The 21,834-nt window shown below is 38.3% G+C and carries 21 protein-coding genes and 1 tRNA gene; 5 read left to right on the top strand and 17 right to left on the bottom strand.

Annotation, left to right across the window (positions count from 1 at the left end):
* Nucleotides 1-113: 113 nt before the first annotated feature.
* The 7 genes from ANA_RS08240 to ANA_RS08265 form a co-directional block, all read right to left on the bottom strand.
* Nucleotides 114-902 (bottom strand): NB-ARC domain-containing protein, encoded by a 789-nt coding sequence (locus tag ANA_RS08240; RefSeq protein ID WP_015079603.1) that lies wholly within the window; start codon nucleotides 900-902, stop codon nucleotides 114-116.
* A gap of 141 nt (nucleotides 903-1,043) precedes the next feature.
* Nucleotides 1,044-1,442: a hypothetical protein gene (locus ANA_RS08245; RefSeq protein ID WP_015079604.1), complete on the bottom strand. Its 399-nt coding sequence runs from the start codon at nucleotides 1,440-1,442 to the stop codon at nucleotides 1,044-1,046.
* A gap of 711 nt (nucleotides 1,443-2,153) precedes the next feature.
* Nucleotides 2,154-2,624, bottom strand: a complete 471-nt coding sequence (locus ANA_RS08250) for a PAM68 family protein (protein ID WP_015079605.1) — start codon at nucleotides 2,622-2,624, stop codon at nucleotides 2,154-2,156.
* A gap of 12 nt (nucleotides 2,625-2,636) precedes the next feature.
* Nucleotides 2,637-2,906, bottom strand: a complete 270-nt coding sequence (gene rpsO, locus ANA_RS08255; protein WP_015079606.1) for a 30S ribosomal protein S15 — start codon at nucleotides 2,904-2,906, stop codon at nucleotides 2,637-2,639.
* Nucleotides 2,907-3,059: 153 nt separating this feature from the next.
* Nucleotides 3,060-3,470 carry a YggT family protein gene (locus tag ANA_RS08260; protein ID WP_015079607.1) on the bottom strand — a complete coding sequence of 137 codons (411 nt, stop codon included), beginning with the start codon at nucleotides 3,468-3,470 and terminating at the stop codon, nucleotides 3,060-3,062.
* Between the two features lie 80 nt (nucleotides 3,471-3,550).
* Complete coding sequence (locus tag ANA_RS25750) at nucleotides 3,551-3,706, bottom strand: lmo0937 family membrane protein (protein WP_148279107.1); 156 nt, start codon at nucleotides 3,704-3,706, stop codon at nucleotides 3,551-3,553.
* 699 nt (nucleotides 3,707-4,405) lie between these two features.
* Nucleotides 4,406-4,882: a hypothetical protein gene (locus ANA_RS08265; protein WP_015079608.1), complete on the bottom strand. Its 477-nt coding sequence runs from the start codon at nucleotides 4,880-4,882 to the stop codon at nucleotides 4,406-4,408.
* Nucleotides 4,883-5,009: 127 nt separating this feature from the next.
* On the opposite strand from ANA_RS08265, the gene ANA_RS08270 reads away from it, so the two are divergent.
* Nucleotides 5,010-6,293 carry a hypothetical protein gene (locus ANA_RS08270; protein WP_015079609.1) on the top strand — a complete coding sequence of 428 codons (1,284 nt, stop codon included), beginning with the start codon at nucleotides 5,010-5,012 and terminating at the stop codon, nucleotides 6,291-6,293.
* A gap of 130 nt (nucleotides 6,294-6,423) precedes the next feature.
* On the opposite strand, the gene ANA_RS08275 is transcribed toward ANA_RS08270, so the two are convergent.
* From ANA_RS08275 to ANA_RS26995, 7 genes are all read right to left on the bottom strand, one after another.
* Complete coding sequence (locus ANA_RS08275; protein WP_041457843.1) at nucleotides 6,424-7,569, bottom strand: SpoIID/LytB domain-containing protein; 1,146 nt, start codon at nucleotides 7,567-7,569, stop codon at nucleotides 6,424-6,426.
* Nucleotides 7,570-7,699: 130 nt separating this feature from the next.
* Nucleotides 7,700-9,904 (bottom strand): GumC family protein, encoded by a 2,205-nt coding sequence (locus ANA_RS08280; RefSeq protein WP_015079611.1) that lies wholly within the window; start codon nucleotides 9,902-9,904, stop codon nucleotides 7,700-7,702.
* Nucleotides 9,905-10,364: 460 nt separating this feature from the next.
* Nucleotides 10,365-10,436, bottom strand: a tRNA-Gln gene (locus ANA_RS08285).
* 127 nt (nucleotides 10,437-10,563) lie between these two features.
* A complete protein-coding gene (locus ANA_RS08290; protein WP_015079612.1) occupies nucleotides 10,564-11,376 on the bottom strand; it encodes a carbon-nitrogen hydrolase family protein in 813 nt (270 codons plus the stop codon).
* A 603-nt stretch (nucleotides 11,377-11,979) separates the two neighbouring features.
* On the bottom strand, nucleotides 11,980-12,633 hold the full coding sequence (locus tag ANA_RS08295) for an HAD-IA family hydrolase (protein ID WP_015079613.1): 654 nt from the start codon (nucleotides 12,631-12,633) through the stop codon (nucleotides 11,980-11,982).
* Between the two features lie 134 nt (nucleotides 12,634-12,767).
* Nucleotides 12,768-13,961: an NAD(P)/FAD-dependent oxidoreductase gene (locus tag ANA_RS08300; protein ID WP_015079614.1), complete on the bottom strand. Its 1,194-nt coding sequence runs from the start codon at nucleotides 13,959-13,961 to the stop codon at nucleotides 12,768-12,770.
* 193 nt (nucleotides 13,962-14,154) lie between these two features.
* Nucleotides 14,155-14,313, bottom strand: coding sequence for a hypothetical protein (locus ANA_RS26995; RefSeq protein WP_174782924.1), 159 nt, complete (start codon nucleotides 14,311-14,313; stop codon nucleotides 14,155-14,157).
* A gap of 652 nt (nucleotides 14,314-14,965) precedes the next feature.
* Between ANA_RS26995 and ANA_RS08305 the strand changes: the two genes are divergently transcribed.
* From ANA_RS08305 to ANA_RS08315, 3 genes are all read left to right on the top strand, one after another.
* Entirely contained in the window at nucleotides 14,966-17,077 is a 2,112-nt protein-coding gene (locus ANA_RS08305) for a S8 family serine peptidase (RefSeq protein ID WP_015079615.1), read from the top strand.
* 729 nt (nucleotides 17,078-17,806) lie between these two features.
* Nucleotides 17,807-18,166, top strand: a complete 360-nt coding sequence (locus ANA_RS08310) for a hypothetical protein (protein ID WP_015079616.1) — start codon at nucleotides 17,807-17,809, stop codon at nucleotides 18,164-18,166.
* 250 nt (nucleotides 18,167-18,416) lie between these two features.
* A complete protein-coding gene (locus ANA_RS08315) occupies nucleotides 18,417-19,571 on the top strand; it encodes an LptF/LptG family permease (protein ID WP_015079617.1) in 1,155 nt (384 codons plus the stop codon).
* A gap of 271 nt (nucleotides 19,572-19,842) precedes the next feature.
* On the opposite strand, the gene ANA_RS08320 is transcribed toward ANA_RS08315, so the two are convergent.
* Nucleotides 19,843-20,634, bottom strand: coding sequence for a lysophospholipid acyltransferase family protein (locus ANA_RS08320; RefSeq protein WP_015079618.1), 792 nt, complete (start codon nucleotides 20,632-20,634; stop codon nucleotides 19,843-19,845).
* Nucleotides 20,635-20,746: 112 nt separating this feature from the next.
* Nucleotides 20,747-21,187: a tRNA adenosine(34) deaminase TadA gene (gene tadA, locus ANA_RS08325; RefSeq protein ID WP_041458316.1), complete on the bottom strand. Its 441-nt coding sequence runs from the start codon at nucleotides 21,185-21,187 to the stop codon at nucleotides 20,747-20,749.
* Nucleotides 21,188-21,225: 38 nt separating this feature from the next.
* Between tadA and ANA_RS24340 the strand changes: the two genes are divergently transcribed.
* Nucleotides 21,226-21,498, top strand: a complete 273-nt coding sequence (locus tag ANA_RS24340; RefSeq protein ID WP_083881446.1) for a hypothetical protein — start codon at nucleotides 21,226-21,228, stop codon at nucleotides 21,496-21,498.
* Here the strand turns inward: ANA_RS24340 and grxC are convergent.
* Nucleotides 21,472-21,792: a glutaredoxin 3 gene (grxC, locus tag ANA_RS08330; protein ID WP_015079620.1), complete on the bottom strand. Its 321-nt coding sequence runs from the start codon at nucleotides 21,790-21,792 to the stop codon at nucleotides 21,472-21,474. The genes ANA_RS24340 and grxC overlap by 27 nt on opposite strands.
* Nucleotides 21,793-21,834: the final 42 nt, after the last annotated feature.

A 21,834-nucleotide genomic window follows, 5' to 3' on the forward strand; every position in this document is an offset into this window, starting at 1 on the left:
AATCGAGATCCCCCCAACCCCCCTTACAAAGGGGGGCTAAATTCCTCAAAGTCCCCCTTTTCAAGGGGGATTTAGGGGGATCTGCGGGTGTCAGATCCCACACGAAAAAGTTTTCAAACAACCTCTAACATTTGAGTTAGAGAAAGTCCCAAATCTGTTGTTAAATAACTTCCGACTAAAATTATCCCCAAAGGTAAATTTCCCAAAAACTCACATATTTCTGTAGCAGTTTCTGGTTCATTGACAACTCGCTGATGATTTTTTCCCAATTGCTTTTGTAAAAGTTCTAATGCTATTGGTGGTAATAGAACCTCTAAAGGTAGTTCTTGAATATAATTAGGGTCTAAATGTTGTTGTCGAGTGGTTATCAAAACCCGAAAGCGTGTTTCTGGGGGAACAACATCTTGTAACTGTGTTAAATCAGTTAAATCATCAACGACAATTAAAACAGGTTTTTGTGTTTCTGGATATTGTAACCAACACCAATCTACCTGTTGTTGGAGAGTTAGCAGCTTTTCTCCCTGAGTTTGGGGAATTTCCAGACCGAATTTTAATGTAAAAAGCTCAAATACTTCTGCTGCGAGAATACGTTGTCTAGCATTAAACCAAATTATGCCATCATAATGATCTTGATATTGTGTTGCGTATTGAGTAACTAATTCAGTTTTACCCAAACCACCCATTCCGGTTATTGCTACATAATTTCCCCGTCGCAAATCTTCATGGATAGTTGTCAGTTCTGTTTCTCGTCCGACAAAATGAACAGAACCACGATAGGGTATATCTTTAGTGGGAGTTAACTTTTTTTGTCCGTCAATATTTTGTGTGTTTACCTGAACTGTACCACCTGGTAAAGCAACAGCACCTATTTTATCTGCTAACTTGCTAAAGTTGTCATTCATAAAGCTTATAATGTATCAAATATTTTTAACCCCACCCTAACCCTCCCCTTGCTAAGGGGAGGGAACTGGATTTTCTTGTTTCTCTGCTTCATAAGAGGGGGTAAAAATCCCACAAGCAGAAGTTTTAGTTTTTAAATCTGGTTAAAGGTTCATAGTATTAATTGTTCCTGTCCCTCCAGACATGACAACCATACCAATTTTGTCCGCTAATTTCTCTAAGTTCGGTGTCGCTAGAATGTCCGCTATTTTAGGATTTTGTGCTGCTTTTGCTGCTGCGACCAATTCCTGGATAGCTTGACTAATATTAGGGTCTGTTTTCGCTGCGGTTTCTATTTCCAGTACAGCTTGACCATAATTAAGGGGTTGTTCTGGTGCTTGTTCAATAGCTGCGAAAGTTCCAGGTAGTCGCTGTTTCAACAATTCCAAAAACTGCTGAGTTTTGTGAGATAAGGTGTCTCCAATGTTTTCGCCAATTTTTTCCAATGCTTTGGTAGCAAGTACGGTCGCAACAGCAATAGCACCAGTTGTTAATGGTTCCATTTGTAATATTGGTTAAGGTATCATTTTTCTCCTCATGATTTATGATACATCTTTTTTGCCAACGCTTCACTACACCTTATATATTCCTCAACGCAGTCCTGTCTGAATTGTGGTTTAATCTATCTGCTATTTTTTTCTAAGTAAGTAGACGAAAATAAATCAAAGTAGATTAAGTAATGTAAAAAATCTGGAGATGATTTCGTAGTAAGGGCTTCAGCCCTCAAATAAGGAATAAATTCCTCACTACAAACTTTGAATTATTCAAGCCGTTCTACTTATAACTAAGAGGGTGTTTGAAAAGTTATGGTTGATGTATCAAATATTTTTTACCCCACCCTAACCCTCCCCTTGTAAAGGGGAGGGAACTGGATTTTTATTGTTTCCCCCCAAAGCATAGGGGAAAGGGGGGTAGCAATGTGATGAAAATTACGGAATACCACTTTTCAAACATCCTCTAAATTGGAAAATTAAATATTAATAATATCTTCATATATTTCTGCTATTTCTAGAATCAAGCCATTTCAATGGGTCAAAAATATCTGTGGTTAAATATATAAATACAAATGTAGCGCCAGGTATTTTTTGCTGAATATTGGGTATAAACTAGAAAAATACAGTCTTTTAAACTTGAAGTTAAAGTGATATAAATTCCACTTCAAAACTCATTTTCCAAATTACCCCACATTACAGTTATTACCTGGACGCTGCTTGTTAGACGTTCTTTTTCTGGGTATCACGCCAAACTTCGGTCATCCTTCCCCAGTTAGTGCTAAATTCATCAAAACCTAGAAAAGTTCCCGGTGTTTCTTCATCCCAAGAAGCAGAAAGAACACCATAAGTAATTCCCACCACACCTAACCCAAACAATCCCATATTCACCAATAAAACGGCGATAGGCGGAAGTTGGATATCAGCCAAGGTAACTAATAGATAGCTAACTATCAAACTAGTAATCCCTAAAGCTGTGGGAATACCGCAAAAACCAGCCACTCTGCGAATCATTCGCTGGCTGACTACTTCAGGAATCGCCATTTCTTGTTTAGAATAACGACGTTGCTGTTGCGGTTTTTCCTGGGTTTCTTGATTTTTAATGACGGACTTAGTTACAGTCTTAGCGGGTTTGGGACGCTTTTTGTTTGGCTCAAAAGGCAATGGACTACGTTCCGATTCTTCAGCAGCCATAAGAATTAGTTCCTAACCGCGAATACCGAGACGAGTAATTAAAGCTTTATATTTTTCTTGACTACCTGCTTGGATATAAGCCAGAAGACTCTTTCTTTGACCAATCATCTTCAACAGTCCTCTGCGGGAGGAATGGTCTTTTTTGTTAGCTTGCAAATGTTGACTGAGCTTGTTAATGCGGTCAGTTAGCATGGCAATTTGGACATCAGCCGAACCGGTGTCGGTTTCATGAACTTGGAAGCCAGAAATTATTTCTTGTTTGCGCTGTTGAGTCAGAGCCATGGTCGCTTAAATTGTGATTGTTTTTAAATTTGTGTAGCAGTTTCCTATAATATCACACCCATCCATTGCTGTGGCAAATTTCTCTAGAACTCTTGACACTCTCAGGGCTTAACAATAGTATTAAATTAAATCCGTTCATTTTTCAACTTTTCTCTACCGACCAGCGAGAAATTTGACCAGCCATACACTGAGCCAGCCTAAGAGAGCATACACGATAATTGCAATTAGGACATTGACATCAAAAACATTCGCTCCACCACCAGCAACAGGACTAATTAACAAGGTGGAAAATGGCGCAATGAAGGGAGCAGAAAGATTGTAAATAAACTGGGCAAAAGTATTTTGCGTATTTGCCCCGGAAAAACGCAGAAAGAAGCGTAACATCAGCAGGATTTCCAGCATTCCCACTAGCAGGTAAATGCTATTGATAATCCAGGCAAATATAGATCTCCGTTTGCCAGATTCAAGTCGTCCCTCTTCCTGTTGCAGTCGGAAACTTTCTTCTTCACTACGAAGTTCTTGCCTTCGCGCAGAATTGCTTCGTTCATGAGGATTTCTATTCATAAGTTTGGGATTTTTATTAATATGGCTATAACTTCAGTGCTTGTATTCAAACCTCAGATACAGCCTTGCATCCTCAAAAATTAGACTATGCGGCGACCAACTAGTAAATTGTAAACTATTCCAATTAGAGCTAAAACTAAAAGCAGATGAATTAAGCTACCTCCGACATGAACCGAGAATCCTAACAGCCAGAGGACAAAGAGTACAACAGCAGCCGTCCAAATTAGATTAATCATCAATACTATTGCCAAAATAAGAGCCTTGATAATTTTTGGCAAAAACGGCAAAAATAATCATATATAAGCGTTTCGATGAAAAGGTAGTTTAGAATCTAAAACCCTTATCCTACCGTCAATACATTTAAAAAATCCTTGTCGGAAACCTTTAAGGAATTTTTAGGGGTGATTGTTTTTGCCAAGCAAGAGCGAGGAACGGGAGTTCATGGTTAAAGCATTATCATCTCACCCTCGTAATTTGACTAAGGTATTGATCATATTTCCCTTTTATTATATAGGGCTTGCTGAATAAACCGAAAACCTAGATATATTAGGAGTTTCAGAGTTGAAAAAGGTGAATTAGGTGCAAGGAATAAGCGTTAAAACCATCAAAAACTTATCACTTTCTCAGATTTGAAACTATTCTTACCTCCTTCTAATTCTTCCTCCTGACTCCTGACTCCTGACTCCTGACTCCTAGCCCTCACCAAAAGACTTTTTCAGCAAACCCTATATAGTGTGTTACTACAGAAGTCTTTGGTTATGCAAATATCTTATCTGAATATGATTGAATCTCAATCCTCAAGAAGAGATAGTCCAACAGAAAGAGAACAAATTTAATAGACAACGACCGAATTTAAATATGCGTATCCTAAAACCCTTGTAGAGACGTTCCATGGAACGTCTCTACATTATTTTCTGGAGATATCCAATCTAATATTACTCCGGTGATTTGAGAGCTTGATCTAAAACTTGTCTAGCTTGTTCTGCTTTTCCCCTCGCTTCCTGGTAACGCAGATTAGCTTGAGCAAAATTTTTGAGAACTTTAAAACCTTCTTTAAGATGGGTTATTTCTTCCTCGGTGACAGATTTATCGGAAAACAGCACATCAATGGCTTGACGAATTTCTAAGGCTTCAGTGCGTGATTCTTGGACTTTTAACTTCAAGGAAGCTAAATTACTGAGAATTTGCACGGCTTGGGTAATTTCGTCTTCACGGCTAGAAGTATCTGTAGTTGGTTCTTTCACCTCAATTAATTGTTGCGGACCAAATCCCTCTTCTAGTTCCGTTGGTAATTCACCAGCCTCCATGAGTTCCATTAGTTGATCCATGGCTTTATCACGGGCTTTAGCGGAATCTTTACCAGGAACAATCAGGATAAGTTCCGGGCTTTGAGCGAGACTGTACTGAACCATAGGTGTATATATAAATCCTAGCTAATTTGTGAAAAGTATGATTGCAATTAAGAATTGCAAAGAAAAGAAATTTTAGTTCAATTATACTGAATAAAGGTAAACCAAAATATAACAAAATGGCAAATTTATGACTCCCAATCCCGCCATTATGCGTTCTGTGGAACAACTGGGCTACCGAGTCACAGTTGGTGATGTAGCCACCCAGATAGGATTAAATATAGCTGAAGTCAACCAAAGTTTATTAGCCCTTGCTGCTGACGCTGGGGGACATTTGCAGGTTGCAGAATCAGGTGATGTTGTTTACCAATTTCCCAAAAATTTTCGGGATATTATCCGCAATAAATACTTGCAAATCCGGTTGCAAGAATGGTGGAAAAAAGTTTGGTCTGTGCTATTTTATCTAATTCGGATTTCCTTTGGTGTCCTTTTAGTTGCTTCTATTTTGCTGATTACTCTGACTATTATCATTATCATGACTGCTAGTTCAGATCGGGATAATGACAATCGCAGTAATAATTCTAAAGGTTTTAATTTCTTTTTCTTTCCAGATTTATTCTGGTATTTTAGCCCAAATCATCGTGATAGCTACCAAGAACGACGGGGGGAACGGGGTGAAAATAATGAAATGAATTTTTTTGAAGCTGTGTTTTCATTCCTCTTTGGTGATGGTGATCCTAACGCCAATTTGGAAGAACGTCGCTGGGAAGAAATTGGGGCTGTGATTAGTAATAATCAAGGTGCTGTAGTTGCAGAACAAATTGCTCCTTATTTAGATGATATTGGCGCAAAATATCAACAAGAATATGAGGATTATATGCTGCCTGTGCTGGTAAGATTTAATGGAATGCCCCAGGTAAGTTCTGACGGGCAAATAGTTTATTATTTCCCTGAGTTACAGGTAAGAGCAAGTAAAAAACAGCGGCGCTCAATATCTGAATATTTGCATGAATTTTCCTGGAAGTTTAGTTCTGCCAGTTCTGGACAACTTATGCTCAGTGCTGGTTTGGGAGGAGTGAATTTTGTTGGGGCTTTAATCCTGGGTAATTTATTGAAAAATGGCACAATTGCGACTCAAATTGGGGGATTAGTCGCTTTTGTGCAAGGGATTTATGGACTTCTATTAGCTTATGGTATTGGTTTTTTAGCTATTCCTTTAATCCGGTATTTTTGGATTAAACGACGCAATGATCAGGTTTCTACTCGCAATCTTCAACGTCAAGAACGAGCTAGATTATTAGCAGGTGCAGATGCTTCTTTGCAGAAAAAGATCGCTTTTGCTCGTGAATTTGCCACAGAAAAAGTTATTGGTAAAGAAGATTCTGTTTATTCTACAGAAGCAGATTTGTTAGAACAGGAATTTCAGAATAAGCAAATAGGGAACAGGGAACAGGGAACAGGGAATAGGGAATAGGGAATAGAAGAGAAATTTGCTTGTTTCTTCTTTATTCTTTCTTTATTCCTCCTGACTCCTGACTCCTGACTCCTGACTCCTGACTCCTGACTCCTGACTCCTGACTCCTGACTCCTGACTCCTTCTTCTGCTACTTTGCCTGAATAGGTGTCAGGGCTACACCTTTGTAGTAATATCCTAAAATTTGCAAGTGGTTTGCACCACGTTTTGCTAATTCGTAAGCTCCCCATTGGCTCATTCCTAAACCGTGACCAAAACCTAATCCTTGCAGAACAAAACCGCCATTTGCATCTTTACTAACAATAAACCGGGTACTTTTAATTTTGAGTGCGGTTCTCACTTCTTCACCTTGGAGAACTTTAGTCCCTTTATCACCAATAATTTTTAAGGATTTGACACTTTTGAAAGGTGAAAGAGTTTCGATAATCATGTCTTTGACATTACCAACACCGGAAATTCTGGCGCTAATTTCTCCGGGAGTGAAGGTTTTTACCCAGTTACATTCTTTGATCTTTTGGTCAAAGTCGGGAACAGCCCGCAGGTAAGGTTCTTTGCTAACCCAAACATCTTCAACGTTTTCAGTGTGTCCACCAGAACAAGCGTGAAAGACGGAAAGAATGATTTGGTTATTGTAGGTTAAGACTTTGCCTGCGGTGGTATCTGCTGCGGTGTAAGTTTTAGGAGATTCACTACTTACACCTTTATAAATTTGCCAACGGTCTGGACTATCCCCTAAATCGTAAACGGGATTTTTCCGCTGTCTTTCCCGTTCATAAAGGGCATAGGTACGGGCAGCAATGGCTTGGGCCTTGAGGGCTTCTTGTGGCCAGCTAGTATCCATTTCTCCACCAATGACGCTGTAGAGATATTCTTCTAAATCTACCCAGTTAACGGCAGTTAAACCGTTGGCTGTGGGTACTACTAGGGTTCTACCACGAAACCAGCGATCGCCAATATAAACATATCCCTTATTGGTGGGTTCTATCCAAAATAACCCGGATTGCCATCTATCTAAAGCTACACCTCCAGGAACTGCTTGAGCCGCAAAGGCACTCATTCCTGGTAATTCTCCCAGAGTCTTACCACTACTATCTTTGACAATAGCGGTTGTGGAAGCACCGACTTTTACCTGTTTGACTTCTCTTTCAATTGCCACACGCAGAATTACAGATGCTTGTGCAGGAGCAAGTAATACAAACCACATCAGGATACCTATCCACCAATGTCTACCTTTAATCTCAGAAAACAAATTGCCTAATAACAGTGGGAATTTCATACTATTGTTTGATCACAAGCGTCTACTATTCTAGTTCAGCAATTCTCTAAACAGACAGATTGAGAACTGGAAACTCGGTAATTTTCTTTCTTCTTTCTTCTTCTAAACTCCTGACTCCTGACTCCTTTTTTCATGGTGTCAATATTTGGGGAGCATCATAAACTTCATTCCCAATAATACCAATTAGATTTAACTTGCTTAAAATTTCTGTAGCTTCCATCAGTTTATTGGGAGTAACTTTACCAATGCGTCCTACCATAATAATCCCATTACATAAAGAAGCGACAATTCTACCATCAACTGTATCTAAAACAGAGGGCGCATCTATCAGCACTAAATCATAATTTTGGGCAAATAAATCCATTAATTCTTGCATTCGCTCAGAACTCAACAAATTTGCCACATCTTCTGGTATGGGGCCAGCAGTCAAAACATCAATAGCTGGGTGAATGGGTTGAATATAATTATGAAATGATGGATTAATATCATCAACAAGTAATAAAGATAAACCCCAATCATTGGTCAGCCCTAGAGTTTTATGTAAACTGGGAGAACGCAGGTTAGCATCAATTATTAATACTCTTTGGTGCATTCGAGCCGCACTAGACCCCAACCCTAAAGCCAAAGTTGTTTTTCCTTCTCCTGGTAGTGCAGAAGTTAACATCAATGATTTTAAAGGTAGAGAATTATTTAACATCTGAATATTCTGGTAAATAATATCTAAGTTCTGATGATTAGGTAAATTTTTAATAATTCCCTGATGAGAAATATCCAGATTTTTAGATTTATCTCTAACTATAGATTGGAGTTGGCTTGTCCAACTATCTTTACGTTTTCCTAATCTTGGTACTGACCCCAATAACTGAATATTTGTGAGATTTTGTAAGTCCTGAGTATAGAAAATTGCATTATTAAATTTTCCCCAAATTAAAGCTGCTGCTAAACCCAATATTGGACCAATTAATATGCCGCCAACAATTAGCAACCAGCGCAAATTTCCTATATGTATTCCCAAAGCGGGTTCTTCTAAAATTTGCCAATTAAAACCTTCTTGAGCAATTTTTACACCTAATGAATTTTGCACTTGCGTCAATTGTTGCAGTGTTTTGCGATAAATTTCTACATTTGCAACTAACCTCTTATATTCTGTAATCAAATTTGGGTATGTACTCAGCAAGGAACGAATTTCTTGTTCGGATTTTGCCAAATCACGATCATGAGCAATTAGTCCTAATGCGTTCACTTTTAATTGAGTTAAATCATTTTCTAACTTAGGTATTATTTGTCCTGATAATTTTGATTTACTATTGATATCAACGGCTTTATTTTGTCCTTGTTGTTGTAATAGTGTGACGATAATTTGTTTTTTTTGTTTCAGTTGTTCAATAATTGGATATTTTTCTGTGTAAAGTATCCGAGCTTGAGTTAATTCCTTTTCTGTTTGCTTAAGTTCACGAATTAAGGCTTGATATTGGCGAGATTCAAGGGAATCATCAATATTTATTTGATTTTGATGAGAAGAAGCAATTGCTTCTTCTATACTGTTATGTCGAGTCTGTACATCTTGCAGTTGAGCGCGAGTTTTTTGTCGCTGCTTTTGAATATCTGCTAAAGACTGTAGTGAAATTTTACTTTGTAAAATTGGATCAATTAAATTATTCTGTTGACGAAATTTTTCTAATTTTTTCTCGGCTTTTAATACATCTTTTTGCAGTTGCGGTAGATGGTTATTAACAAATACTAACCCTTGATTAATCCGCTGATTTTTTTGATCGGTATTATAGTCCTGATATACTTTCTCTAAAGCTTGTAATACTCTTTTACTTTTCAGAGGATCTTTGTCTGTAAAAGAGATCGAAAATACTTGGTTTAAATTTTGATTAACTTCTGTATCTACTGGTAACTGAGTTAGTGATAAAGATGAAGTTCTATCAATTTTGCTGTTACTATAAATATCTTCTATGGTCATCTGTGGATAATCAGTATGAAGTAAATTTACAGCTTTTTGCACTAATTTAGCACTCAGCATTAATTTCACTTGACTACTGTAGTCAATAGATGATAACTGTGGTTTTTGTAAGTCTTTTGTCGTTTTTTCTGGCTTACTAGCTGGTAAAGATTTATCTGAATTATAACTTACCAATATTTGCATATAGCTTTGATAAGTTGGTTTACTAGTAATAGCTAAGAGGCTTGTTACTGACATAACCGCACAAGAAATCCCTAGAATAAACCAACGGTGGTGAAGTGCAATCGCAGTTATTTTTTTGATATCAACTACACTATGTGTATAGCTATTAAGCAATTTTTTTAACGTTATCGCATTTGTAGCCACAATTATATTCCTCTCAAATTCAATAATATATCTGGAAGAAGATGATAATTAGAAAACTTTTAGAGATATTTGATACTCAATGTTTTCTGTTTAATAATCAATACTTATTCTTCCTCTGATTACAGATATACTTAACAGAAAATATTCAGCAAGTAGTTCTTGGCTAATACCTTCAACTAGATATATGTCTAATCAGTGTGAGGAACATAAATTTTCTGCAAATATTTATCTTGGGAGGAGGTACCAGCAATACCTTTAGCCAATTTAATTCTTAGGTTGGATTGTTCGCGTCAAAGTTGCGTAGTGATAGTGCTTATCCCTTGCGAGAGCCTAATATATGACTTAATAAATGCCTTGGGTTTTGCTTTGTTGAATCCAAGCGACAGAAGAAGAACTTTTTCCAGCTTGGTGCAATGTAAAAACAAAAAAGGCAAGCGTTAAAAACTTGCCTTCTATATAACTGGGGCGCTAGGATTCGAACCTAGGGATGGCGGGACCAAAACCCACTGCCTTACCACTTGGCTACGCCCCAATGATTTCACTATAGAGAATATAGCAGTTCTCTTGGGATAATGTCAAGTGTTTTGGGAAAAAAGATTTTACTTAGGAAAGATCCCCGACTTCTTGAAGAAGTTGGGGATGTGCGGGAGTCTGAGTGGCTAAAATACGCGATGCTGTAGGGATGGCATTTGTCGGCGGACTTGTTCTAGTCTGGTAGGTTTGATTTCGGCGATCGCCACTCCCGGTTTTTCCCCAGCGTCTGCTAAAATGACACCCCAAGGGTCAATAATCATGGCGTGGCCATGAGTTTGGCGACGGTCATAGTTAGTACCAGTTTGGGCGGGTGCAATCACATAACAGGTATTTTCTATGGCTCTAGATTGCAATAATACTTGCCAATGGTCTTTACCAGTAAAAGCGGTAAAAGCGGCGGGAACAAATAAAATATCTGCACCCTGACTTGATAAATGTCGGTACAGTTCGGGAAAACGGACATCATAGCAAATAGAAAGGCCAATTTTCCCCAAGTCAGGGGAAGCATAAACAGGAGGTAATTCCAGTCCAGCCATGACGGTACTTGATTCTTGGTAGGTATTACCATCAGGAACATTGACATCAAATAAATGGACTTTTTGGTAACGGGCGAGTTCTTGACCGTTAGCACCGATAAGTAATGCTGTATTATAAACCTTACCGTTATGATCCACAGGGATAGGGAAGCCGCCGCCGAGAATGGTAATTTGAAAGCGTTGTGCCATTTTGTGGAGAAATGTTTCCGTTTCTTGGGCGATCGCATTTCCTTGTGCTAGTTTATCTTTTTCTTCTCCCATAAAAGAGAAATTTTCTGGTAAACTCACCAATTCCGCACCCTGACGCACGGACAAATCAATTAATTCTTCTGCTTGTGCCAGGTTTTTTTGCAAATCAGGCACACTGGTCATTTGAATAGCGGCGGCTAAATAAGACTTCATAGATTCAAAAACAAACGATAAATTGAGACAATGTAGATATTTGGCATTGGTGAATGAAAGTATGAATTTGCCTCACGCAAAGGCGCAAAGGCGCAAAGTTTAAGAGTTTCAGACATGGAATTTTTGCTTTTCATCTCTCAATTCAGCAACGCCAGATATTTAAATATATCGTCATATCATGCCATTTGAACTTCTAGAGTCACCGAGGTAGAAAGAAGGAGTTAAGAATAAGAATCTCTCAAAAATCGTTTCTTTAAAGCCAATGGCAGATTTTTCGCCATTTCTAAACCTTCTGCATTTTGCCAATTAGTTTTTTCATTTAACCATCTAATTTCTAGAGGTAACAGCGATAACTTATGAATTTGACACTCTCATGGAGCCAAGCCACTGAGATTCTACTGACAGAATTAAATTAAGAGTTTAGCTCAATCTAATCTCGCTGCGACCGTCAAACGCCGCCTAAACGCTCAAAACAACTGCCAATCAAGGTGTCGAAATTGCGCTTACTTTTATGGTTTTCAGTGTTTTTAGAATCCATCACTAAGCCAAGACGCGGTACGCTCCACAACCTGCCATTACTCTATTAACCGGACAATTACGGTATTATTCAGTGGAATTACGGTTAATCCAAATACCTCTTATTCCTGCGGATTTTGCCCCATAATAATCATCTGTTATACTGTCGCCAATGTGCCATGCGGCTTCCGGTGAACACTTGTGCTTGTTTAAGGCAATTTTAAAAATTTCTGGATCTGGTTTAGCAGCACGGACTTGAGTAGAAATCGTCACAGAAGTAAAATATTCTTTAAGTCCTAAACCTTGCAATACTAAATACAAACGAGAATCAAAATTAGATAATATTCCTAATTCAATTCCTAAGCGTCGCCAGTTGATTAAAGCTAACTTAACATCAGGATAAACATACCACGGTTCGGAAGTCCCAAAGTGGATATAAAGTTCGGTAAAAAAAGCGGGAAAATCGGTAAATTGTTGGAGAACTCCTGCACCTTCAAAGGTATTTAAAGCAATTATCTGCCACCAATCATATTCACGCTGGGGAATATCTTTGATATCTGCATCAATAAATATCGGTGGTGGTGATGCTTTGAAGCTTTTCATAAAGTTTTCATCCAAAATTTGGGCGGAAACTTCTACACCAAATTCTTGGGCGATTTGTCGGTAAATTTCCCCAACACTACCTTTAACACCAAATAATGTCCCCACAGCATCTACAAAAATAACTTTAGGCTTTTTCATAAGAATTAATACTTTAGTCCCCAGCAGTCGCTAAATACATAGCCATAATATCTGAATTTGTCTAGTTTACCATTTCAGATCCCCGACTTCTTTGAGAAGTCGGGGATCTTTATCTTTAATTAGGGGATATTTAATTACTTAGAAATGGCTTCTATTATAGGGCTAACTAACCAATTAAAACCGACTTTCAACTGATGATTTAAAGTTGGTAAACGATACAGATAAGCCAGCCGACGGGCTAAGTACGCAAAAGATCCGTCTAATTGCACACCTAACCCGGTGAGGGTGGCGTTATCTATTCCCAAAGCCATCATTTCTCCTAATGGTTGATAGCGGAAGGGAAGGAGGGGACGATTGGTAATAGTAGCCCAGATATTCCAAGCGGTATAATCAGCTTGTTGGAAAGCAACTTGGGCGGTGGCGGGGACTTGTTTTCCGTCTGCGTCGAGACAGTCGGCTAAATCTCCTAACGCGAAGATTTCGGGATGTTCTATGGCTTGTAGTTGGGCTGTGGTGGTGATTTGTCCACGCTGATTTTGCTTGAGGGGTAAGGCTGTGACAACTGGAGAAACTTTTGTTCCCACTGTCCAAATGACTACATCTACGGGAATGGTATCTACTTGATTTTTATACTCCAGAGAGATGCTATTTTGATCAATTGCTGCTACTTTGGTTTCTAAGTCAATAAATACGCCTTTGCTATCTAAGGCTTTTTTGGCGGCTTCACGGTTAAATTCTGGGGAAGTGCGGAGAATTTGGTCGCTAAGTTCAATCAGGCGGAAACGTCCTTTTTCACCGATTCTATCTGCTAGTTTACAGGCTAATTCTACGCCGCTGTAACCTGCACCAACTATGGCGACACGGATTTTTTCGGGATTTGCTGCTTCGAGAATTCGCAGCCGTTCTTCTAATTTGTAGGCATCAGTAATAGTACGGAAAGGGTAAGCATGAGTGACAGCACCGGGAACTAAGTCTAGGGGGGTTTCGCCACCTAAGGCTAAGACTAAGCGGTCATAATTTAGTTCTGATTTATCTGCTAATTGGACTGTTTGTTCGTTGATATCTATGGCGGAAACAGCGGCTTGGTGGAACTGGATTCCTGTTCCTTGCAGTAGTTCTGAGTATGGTGGGGCGATTTCCCAGGTTTGGAGTTCTCTGGTGAGGAGTTCGTAAAGCAGGGGAGAAAAGACAAAGCGATCGCTCTGATCTACTAAAATAATCTCAGGTTTTGGTGTAGATTCCCAGGGTAATTGGCTTAAACGCAGGGCGGTATAGAGTCCACCAAAGCCACCACCTAGTATACAAATTTTTGTAGTTGGTTGAGTCATAGTTTTTTCAGGTGCTAAATCCTAACAGGGTAAGATACTTTCTCTTCTTGATAGCTATATCCTTTGATATCACTTGGTTTGCTGTTCTTTACTTATCAGTGCTTTTACCAAGTTTTTAGCTTTTTTAATGGATAATGGGACTCGACTTATCCAGTTCATATTCACCATTAATTTTAAATTAGTTTCACGCTCATTAAGCACTGTCAGCAACCATTATACTGTCAAAATCTATTTGTTTAGAATATTCCACTAAGATGTGAGCGAATACGGTTTTATCTGATTCATTTCCTGATGCTCCTCTAAAAAATAAAGGTATATCTCCATCACTACTTACTATTAAATTAATATACATTGCTTTAAGTCTGGGCGATGGAACGGACTCTAGGGGTACTCGGACAACGAATTGAATTACAAATCACCACAAAATAGAATATATTCACCAAATAGAAGGAAAGGCACGGAAGCCACTTGGCAATAGATGCGTGGAGGAAGTGCCAACGGCGTTCGCGGAGCGTGCCGGAGGCTCTATTTATTCGCGGTGACATGATAGAATTAATTAGCAAGTAGGAATAACCATCAGCGCAAAGAAGTGTTTTATTAAGGAGAAACCCCTGATTTATCTCGTCTCGGCATAGCTGTAGCCTGGGTAAACAAGCAATGGTAAATCATGGAGCGTTTAACATTAAAAATTGATGGACTCACAAAAGCAGCAAAAAAAAATCAAAAGTAAGCGCAATTGCAATACCTGTCGTACTGGTATTTGCCTTGAGCGTCTAGGAGGATAATTGACTATCCTTTTTAAGCAAGTCTTAAAGAATCTGCGTGTCTTTAGACCGCAGAGTGTCAAAATATATTCGCCATTTTTTGTAGGTTTGGTTGACCCAAGGAAACCCAACAAATGCGTTGGATTTTGTCCCATTGCTGTGGGAACATAAACGTTCTACAACCCAACCTATGAATCAAGGTTTTTTCAATTTGGCTAATTCCACCAATCCCCAATTCTTATGAGTGATAATATTAATCCTGCGGATTTTCCTAAATCAGATGTAGCAAATAAAAGTCAGTCACTAACCTTACAACGCGGTGGTGAAGAGTTAATGCTAGAAAAAACGTTGTATCGTTTTACTATTCGTCCCAATGCTAATTTTCCCCATGAAAAATTATCACAGATTCCTGGTAGCGTATGGCGGCGGAGTATTCCTCAAGCGAAACTAGAACTATATACGGTCTTTCCTAATCAGCTAGATGCAGTTATGTCTCAATTACGCAATGATGAAAATGTGGACTTTGTGAGTCATGTTTATACATTGGAAAATAATCCCGGAACTTTTGTTTATCTCAGCGACCAAATTACAATTCAATTTGCTACTTGGGTAGATAATACTAAAATTAATACTATTACCAGTACATTGAATTTAGTTCAAGATCAACCAGTATTCGGCATACCAAATACCTTCATTTTTATTGTTAGTAAACAAGCCACACAAAATCCCGTTAAAATTACCAATTATTTACAAACATTGCCAGAAGTTTTGGCGGCTGAACCGAATATTCTCATTCAACAAGAACCCAATTATAAACCCAAAGATTCTCTTTATTCCCAGCAATGGTATCTCAATCATAATAGTAGTAATCAATTGGTAGCTGGTTCGCATATTTCCGTAGAACAAGCTTGGGATACTACTCGTGGTCTGCGTTCTATAGTGGTGGCTGTAGTAGATGATTCCTTTGATTTAAAACATCCAGATTTTCAAGGTACAGGTAAAATTGTTGCTCCTAGAGATTTAAAAGAAAATGATTTTTTACCCTTACCAGGAGAAAAAGAAACAAGTCATGGGACCGCTTGTGCAGGATTAGCTGTAGCTGAAGAAAATGGTTCAGGAATTGTGGGAGTTGCACCTGGTTGTGCAATGATGCCCATTCGCACTACTGGCTTTTTAGATGATCAATCAATTGAGGATGTTTTTAATTGGGCTATAGAAAAAGGCGCAAGTGTAATTTCTTGTAGTTGGGGAGCTTCTGCTGTTTATTTTCCCCTTTCTATTCGGCAAAAAGCCGCTATTAACCGGGCTGCTACCAATGGACGCAAGGGGAAAGGATGTGTGATTGTTTTCGCAGCCGGAAATGCTAATCGTCCCATTAATGGGACTATAAATGAACAGAATTGGCCGAAAAATATTGTTCAAGGGAAGACAAATTGGTTAAGCGGTTTTGCTGTTCATCCTGATGTGATGACTGTATCTGCGTCTACTAGTTTAAATAAAAAGGCTGCTTATAGTAATTGGGGAGGTAATGTTTCTGTTTGCGCTCCCAGTAATAATGCTCCCCCAGGAATGTGGTTTCAAGAAACTGGTTTTGTTTATACACAACCGGCAATTGTTTCTTCTCTATTTGGATTGGGAGTATTTACAACAGATCAAATAGGTGCGGCTGGTTATGATGCGGGAAATTTTACTAAAAACTTTGGTGGTACTTCCAGTTCTACTCCCATTGTGGCAGGAGTAGCGGCTTTGGTATTATCAGCTAATCCTGATTTAACGGCTCAACAAGTTAAACGGATTCTCCAAGATACGGCTGATAAAATAGTGGATAATAACCCTGATCTTCAGTTGGGTGTGCGTGGGGGTACTTATGATAGTAATGGTCATAGTCAATGGTTTGGTTATGGCAAAGTTAATGCTGCTAAGGCTGTGAGACTAGCGCAGCAGATGGGTGCGGTTGCTAAAATTACGAATAAACAAATTCAGGTCAAAAATTCTCAAGTTGTGAATATTCCTGATAATAATAGACAGGGAATTAAAAGTGCGATCGCTATTAATGAAGCTGTCAATGTCACAGATATCCAAGTTACCGTGAATATCACCCATGATTTTTTAGGAGATTTAGAAGTTTATTTAATTGCTCCTAATAATCAGCGGATTTTATTACAAAGTCGTACATTAGGTCGTCGTAATCAATTACAAAATACTTACACAGTGCGATCGCATCCTGCCCTCAAACAATTACTTTCTCTACCCGCAAAAGGTAAATGGCAATTACAAGTTATTGATTATGCTGTTCTAGATGTGGGAAAACTTAATTACTGGGAATTGGTAATTGGAGTAGGTAATAAATAATTCGTAATTGGAACCGCTAATTGGTATATCAATTCCTATTTTAGTGAAGTACAAGCAATAATAATTAAACGCAGATGGACGCTGACAAACGTAGATAGTTTTGTACTTCATTAGACTAGGAAATGCTATATTTGGTAATTGGTAATTGGTAATTGGTAATTGGTAATTGGAATAATTGTTATTTTCTCTTGTCTTTTTCTCTTGGTTATTATTAATTATTTCTTCTGTTGGTAAACAATCTTCCCAATTCAATTCTAACTCTCTGCATATCCTTTTCAGGGAGTCAACTGAAATTGGTTGAGCCTGAAAAAATTTGGTAACTGTTGTTCTAGATAAATGATGTTTAGCAAAATTGGATTTTGATTCAAATCCTAGTCTAATTAAAGCCATTTCGGCCTTCTTTATACATTGACAAGAGGCTGTCACGGTAATTCTTTTCTTTTTTTGATCATTATTAGGGCTTCTCATCACCTAAAAACATATTATTACTGACAGTATTTATTCTCTCATAAAAAGTCTCTCATCATGTATCAACAAATCTTATATGCCTCTAAAATCCCTTTGAAAGAAGCAGATTGAATAATTAACAAGTGTCTAATATTACAATAAAAAACTTTTTCAACGACCTCCAAGTTAATCATAAAACAGTCACAAGACAATCATTACTTAGACAGGAGTTGAGATTTTTAGATTTAGAGTGGGATAAGTAAATCTATGTAAAACTACTTTATGTTAAGAATTTTTTCAACTCATAGGCTTTTCGGATTTCTACTGATTGGTTTAATGATTACCTCCTGTGGTGGAGGTACATCAAGTAATACTCCTAGTACTACCTCTCAAACTACCTCTCAAGATCCCGGTCAAAATCCCCCTCCACCAGAGAAGCCTCGAACTTTAACTGTTAGTGTTCCCTCACTGGGAACAAGTTATACAGTTACTGAAAGTACAACTACTGGAGATATCGGCAGGTACACTAATGAGGGAGTAGAACAGTGTGTAGAAAGATTTGGTCTCAGTCAAAGAAATACTACCTGTCAAGCTGAAGTACGAGCAGCAAATAGTCAAGCACGTGATTTTATCCGTAGGTAAAGTGAAACATAAATAGGACTTACGTAAAAACAAAAGTAGGGGTAATTTATGAATTACTCTTATGCAATATTTAGAGTAGTAGTAGGTTGGGTAGAGCGACAGCGAAACCCAACATTTCCAAAAATAACTTCAACCAAGTTTACGAAAAACAAAAATAAGATTAATAAGCGCACCACAAAATTTTTATCACTAATATCTGTATATCAAAATATCGTCAACTGCTGCAACTACATAACCAGCAAAATGATAAATGAAAAAAATAAATATTTTTCCTCGCATATCATTACTAGAGCGCTATTTAATCTCGGAAATTACCCCGATTTTACTATTTACCATTGTTATTGTTACTGTTGTTGCGGAATCAATTGGTATATCATTCGAGCAATTTAGTTTTCTCCTGACGGAACAAATATCTTTTGGTACTTTAATATATTTACACATTCTTAAAGTACCTGAGTTTATTGTTTTGGCTGTACCAATTGCTATTTTAATGACCACAATATTCGTTTATAATAAATTATCAATTACCAGTGAAATTATTGCTTTACAAAGTTGTGGAATAAGCTTGTATAAATTAATCTGTCCAGCGATTCATCTAAGTCTTATTCTTTCATTAATCCTATTTATTGTTAATGAGAGTATTGTCCCTATCTCTAACTATAAAGCTGCTATTACCCTAGAAGAAGTGATGAATGTAAATAGATGGGATCTTAAAAGTCATCACATTGTTTATAAAGAATTAGCCAACAGAAATTATGAACAAATATCTGATAAAGATAATTATCTTAAATACTTCTTTTACTCAGAGAGATTTAGTGATGGAAAAATGCAAGAAGTTACCTTATTAATTAGAGATAATCGGGGTTTGAAGGTAATTATAAAATCTAAATTTGCTGAATGGAATGAAGGAAACAAATATTGGTTTTTTTATAATGGTGTCAAGAGTATAATTAATCCAGATGGTTCTTATGGTCAGGGAATTAAATTTGATGAAATTCGCCTTAATCTTTCTAGTATATCTCGGCAATTTCAACTAGATAGGGAAAAATTAGATCATAGAGAAATGAATATATTTCAAATTTATCAACGATTGTTAGTTGCAAAAAAAGCAGGAGATATCTCGAATCTAATCAAATTACAAGTTAATCTTCAAAAAAGATTTACCCTACCTATTTCCTGCGCTGTATTGGCTTTCTTGGGTACAGCTATAGGAATTAATTTGCAACCAAGGATTAAATATAATAGTTTTACAGTTACTTTAGTAATTCTGGGGTTAATGAAAATATTTGAGGCGGTTATTAATGCTTTAATTATTTCAGGAAATATCTACAGTTATGTAATATGGCTACCAAATATTTTGGCTACAGGTTTTAGCTTTTACATATTAACTGAAAAAAATTCCTGAGAGGTTGTTTGAAAAGTTTTAGGTTGTGATTTTAGGCACTTACAGATCCCCCCTAACCCCCCTTATTAAGGGGGTAACTAGAATCAAAGTCCCCCTTAATAAGGGGGATTTAGGGGGATCAAAAAATATTTGATACACCATGAGGGACTTTTAAAACATCCTCTGAAATCGGATTATATTTGTTAAATACCTGTAAGTAATGGGAACTAGGGGAGGAATTTTGCTGATTGTAACTTATGAATGGGCGCAAGCCCTGCGCCCCTACCTGATTTTAATTATGAATTTTTGCAAAAATGCGATCGCTAATTTCTACTTCTTGATGACTTAATTGTTTTAATTTATGGGTTAAATCTGCCGTCAGCCTTTTGGCTTCTAGTTTTAAATTTCCATTCATATAATCTGCGGCTTTGATAGGTTCACCAATATGAATACTCACATCAGTACCCCAATGAGGATAGGGTTCACTGTAATGGATACCGACAGGAATAACTTTAATATCTAATCCTGGATAGGTAGATTCAGCCGTCACAGCTAAACGAGCGATTCCCGGCTTCAGGGGGTGAAGTTGACCATCACGATGAATACCACCTTCGGGATAAATAACTAACATTTCCCCCTGCTGCATTAACTCTACTGTATGCCGGAGAGTTGCGATCGCCGGACGTTCAATATTTACAGAAAAACCCCCCATTCGCAGCACAAACCAACCTTGCAACCCCTGACATTCATTACTCGTTACCATAAATCGCATATCTCTACCCGTCACACAACGACCAGTAGCATAGGGCAAAACCAAGGAATCCCACCGGGAACGATGGGTAGGTGCCAGAATTACCGGTCCACTTTTAGGAATATTTTCTCTTCCAGTCACCTTAATATGCCCAAAGAAAGATGGCAAAATCATGTAGTGTCCTAGAAGATAAGCAACACGGATTAACCAAGGCGAAACCCGCGAGGTATTCTGAAGCACCGAAGGTCGCCGAGCGGAGTCGAGGTGAGGATTTACAGGCGTATTTTTAGTTTGAGAATGGCGGTTGGTAGAAGCAAAGTATGATTTGATCATAACGGTGGCTGATTTTTTGGCTAATAAAAGATGACACCAACTTGATTATGTCCACCGTAGATTTTCTTGGGTAACTTGTGTTTTCCCCTTTGGACAGTTTTATCTGTGTCTGTTATTTTTGTTGACGTTGGGTAGCAAACCAATTTTGTAATTGTTCTCGACAGTCTGATTCTAGAATACCTCCTAGCACTTTCAGACGGTGATTAGAGGCTGGATGGTCAGGGATGTTGATAACAGTACGAATCGCGCCAGTTTTGGTATCGTCCACGCCATAGATCAATTTTCCCAATCGGGCATGAACTATCGCACCGGCACACATCGGACAGGGTTCTAGAGTGACATATAAAGTGCATTGATGCAAGCGCCAACTTTGTAAAACTTGACTAGCAGCCCGAATCGCCATAATTTCTGCGTGTGCAGTCGGATCTTGATCCCGTTCTTTGCGATTTTCACCCACAGCAACCAATTGATTATCTGTGTCAACAATCACAGCCCCCACAGGAACTTCACCAGCATCACCCGCCACCCGTGCCAATTCCAGGGCGTGATTCATCCATTTTCGATGTTGTAAATATTCTGGGTGTTCAAGCATTGGGGGAAGAAGGAGTCACCGAGTCAGGAGTCAGGAGTCAGGAGTCAGGAGTCAGGAGTCAGGAGTTCAGGAGTCACCGAGTCAGGAGTTCAGTAGAAGGAGTCACCGAGTCAGGAGTCAGGAGTCAGGAGTTCAGGAGTCAGGAGAAGAAAGAAGAAAGAAGAAAGAAGAAAGAAGAAAATTACCCAATCACCAATCACCAATCACCAATCACCCATTACCAATTACCAATTACCAATTACCAATTACCCATTACCCGCAACCTCAAATAACAGAGGGTCAAGTTGAGCTTTTGCATCTAATTGATACAGGTCATCACAACCACCAATATGTTGATTATTAATAAAAATTTGGGGGACGCTACGGCGACCGTCGGCGCGTTCTGCCATATTTGATCTGGCTGTTTCGTCGCCATCAATTTTGTATTCGGTGAAATTAACACCTTTCCATGATAGTAGCATTTTAGCGCGGATGCAGTAGGGGCAAGTTTGCCAAGTATAAATTTCAACATTAGCTTTGATTCGCTCTGGGTGGCGACCGAGAAGAGAGTTGAGAAAATTTAGCATATTCTTAATTAAGAGGTTTTCTTGTAATTAAATCTCATCTAC

The sequence above is a fragment of the Anabaena sp. 90 genome (genome assembly GCF_000312705.1).
In the GTDB taxonomy this organism is placed as follows: domain Bacteria; phylum Cyanobacteriota; class Cyanobacteriia; order Cyanobacteriales; family Nostocaceae; genus Dolichospermum; species Dolichospermum lemmermannii.

Bases quoted from the DNA above. Each gene is read 5' to 3' on its own strand.
- ANA_RS08240 (WP_015079603.1), bottom strand. From the start codon at position 902: ATGAATGACAACTTTAGCAAGTTAGCAGATAAAATAGGTGCTGTTGCT.
- ANA_RS08245 (WP_015079604.1), bottom strand. From the start codon at position 1,442: ATGGAACCATTAACAACTGGTGCTATTGCTGTTGCGACCGTACTTGCT.
- ANA_RS08250 (WP_015079605.1), bottom strand. From the start codon at position 2,624: ATGGCTGCTGAAGAATCGGAACGTAGTCCATTGCCTTTTGAGCCAAAC.
- rpsO (WP_015079606.1), bottom strand. From the start codon at position 2,906: ATGGCTCTGACTCAACAGCGCAAACAAGAAATAATTTCTGGCTTCCAA.
- ANA_RS08260 (WP_015079607.1), bottom strand. From the start codon at position 3,470: ATGAATAGAAATCCTCATGAACGAAGCAATTCTGCGCGAAGGCAAGAA.
- ANA_RS25750 (WP_148279107.1), bottom strand. From the start codon at position 3,706: ATGATTAATCTAATTTGGACGGCTGCTGTTGTACTCTTTGTCCTCTGG.
- ANA_RS08265 (WP_015079608.1), bottom strand. From the start codon at position 4,882: ATGGTTCAGTACAGTCTCGCTCAAAGCCCGGAACTTATCCTGATTGTT.
- ANA_RS08270 (WP_015079609.1), top strand. From the start codon at position 5,010: ATGACTCCCAATCCCGCCATTATGCGTTCTGTGGAACAACTGGGCTAC.
- ANA_RS08275 (WP_041457843.1), bottom strand. From the start codon at position 7,569: ATGAAATTCCCACTGTTATTAGGCAATTTGTTTTCTGAGATTAAAGGT.
- ANA_RS08290 (WP_015079612.1), bottom strand. From the start codon at position 11,376: ATGAAGTCTTATTTAGCCGCCGCTATTCAAATGACCAGTGTGCCTGAT.
- ANA_RS08295 (WP_015079613.1), bottom strand. From the start codon at position 12,633: ATGAAAAAGCCTAAAGTTATTTTTGTAGATGCTGTGGGGACATTATTT.
- ANA_RS08300 (WP_015079614.1), bottom strand. From the start codon at position 13,961: ATGACTCAACCAACTACAAAAATTTGTATACTAGGTGGTGGCTTTGGT.
- ANA_RS26995 (WP_174782924.1), bottom strand. From the start codon at position 14,313: ATGTATATTAATTTAATAGTAAGTAGTGATGGAGATATACCTTTATTT.
- ANA_RS08305 (WP_015079615.1), top strand. From the start codon at position 14,966: ATGAGTGATAATATTAATCCTGCGGATTTTCCTAAATCAGATGTAGCA.
- ANA_RS08310 (WP_015079616.1), top strand. From the start codon at position 17,807: ATGTTAAGAATTTTTTCAACTCATAGGCTTTTCGGATTTCTACTGATT.
- ANA_RS08315 (WP_015079617.1), top strand. From the start codon at position 18,417: ATGAAAAAAATAAATATTTTTCCTCGCATATCATTACTAGAGCGCTAT.
- ANA_RS08320 (WP_015079618.1), bottom strand. From the start codon at position 20,634: ATGATCAAATCATACTTTGCTTCTACCAACCGCCATTCTCAAACTAAA.
- tadA (WP_041458316.1), bottom strand. From the start codon at position 21,187: ATGAATCACGCCCTGGAATTGGCACGGGTGGCGGGTGATGCTGGTGAA.
- grxC (WP_015079620.1), bottom strand. From the start codon at position 21,792: ATGCTAAATTTTCTCAACTCTCTTCTCGGTCGCCACCCAGAGCGAATC.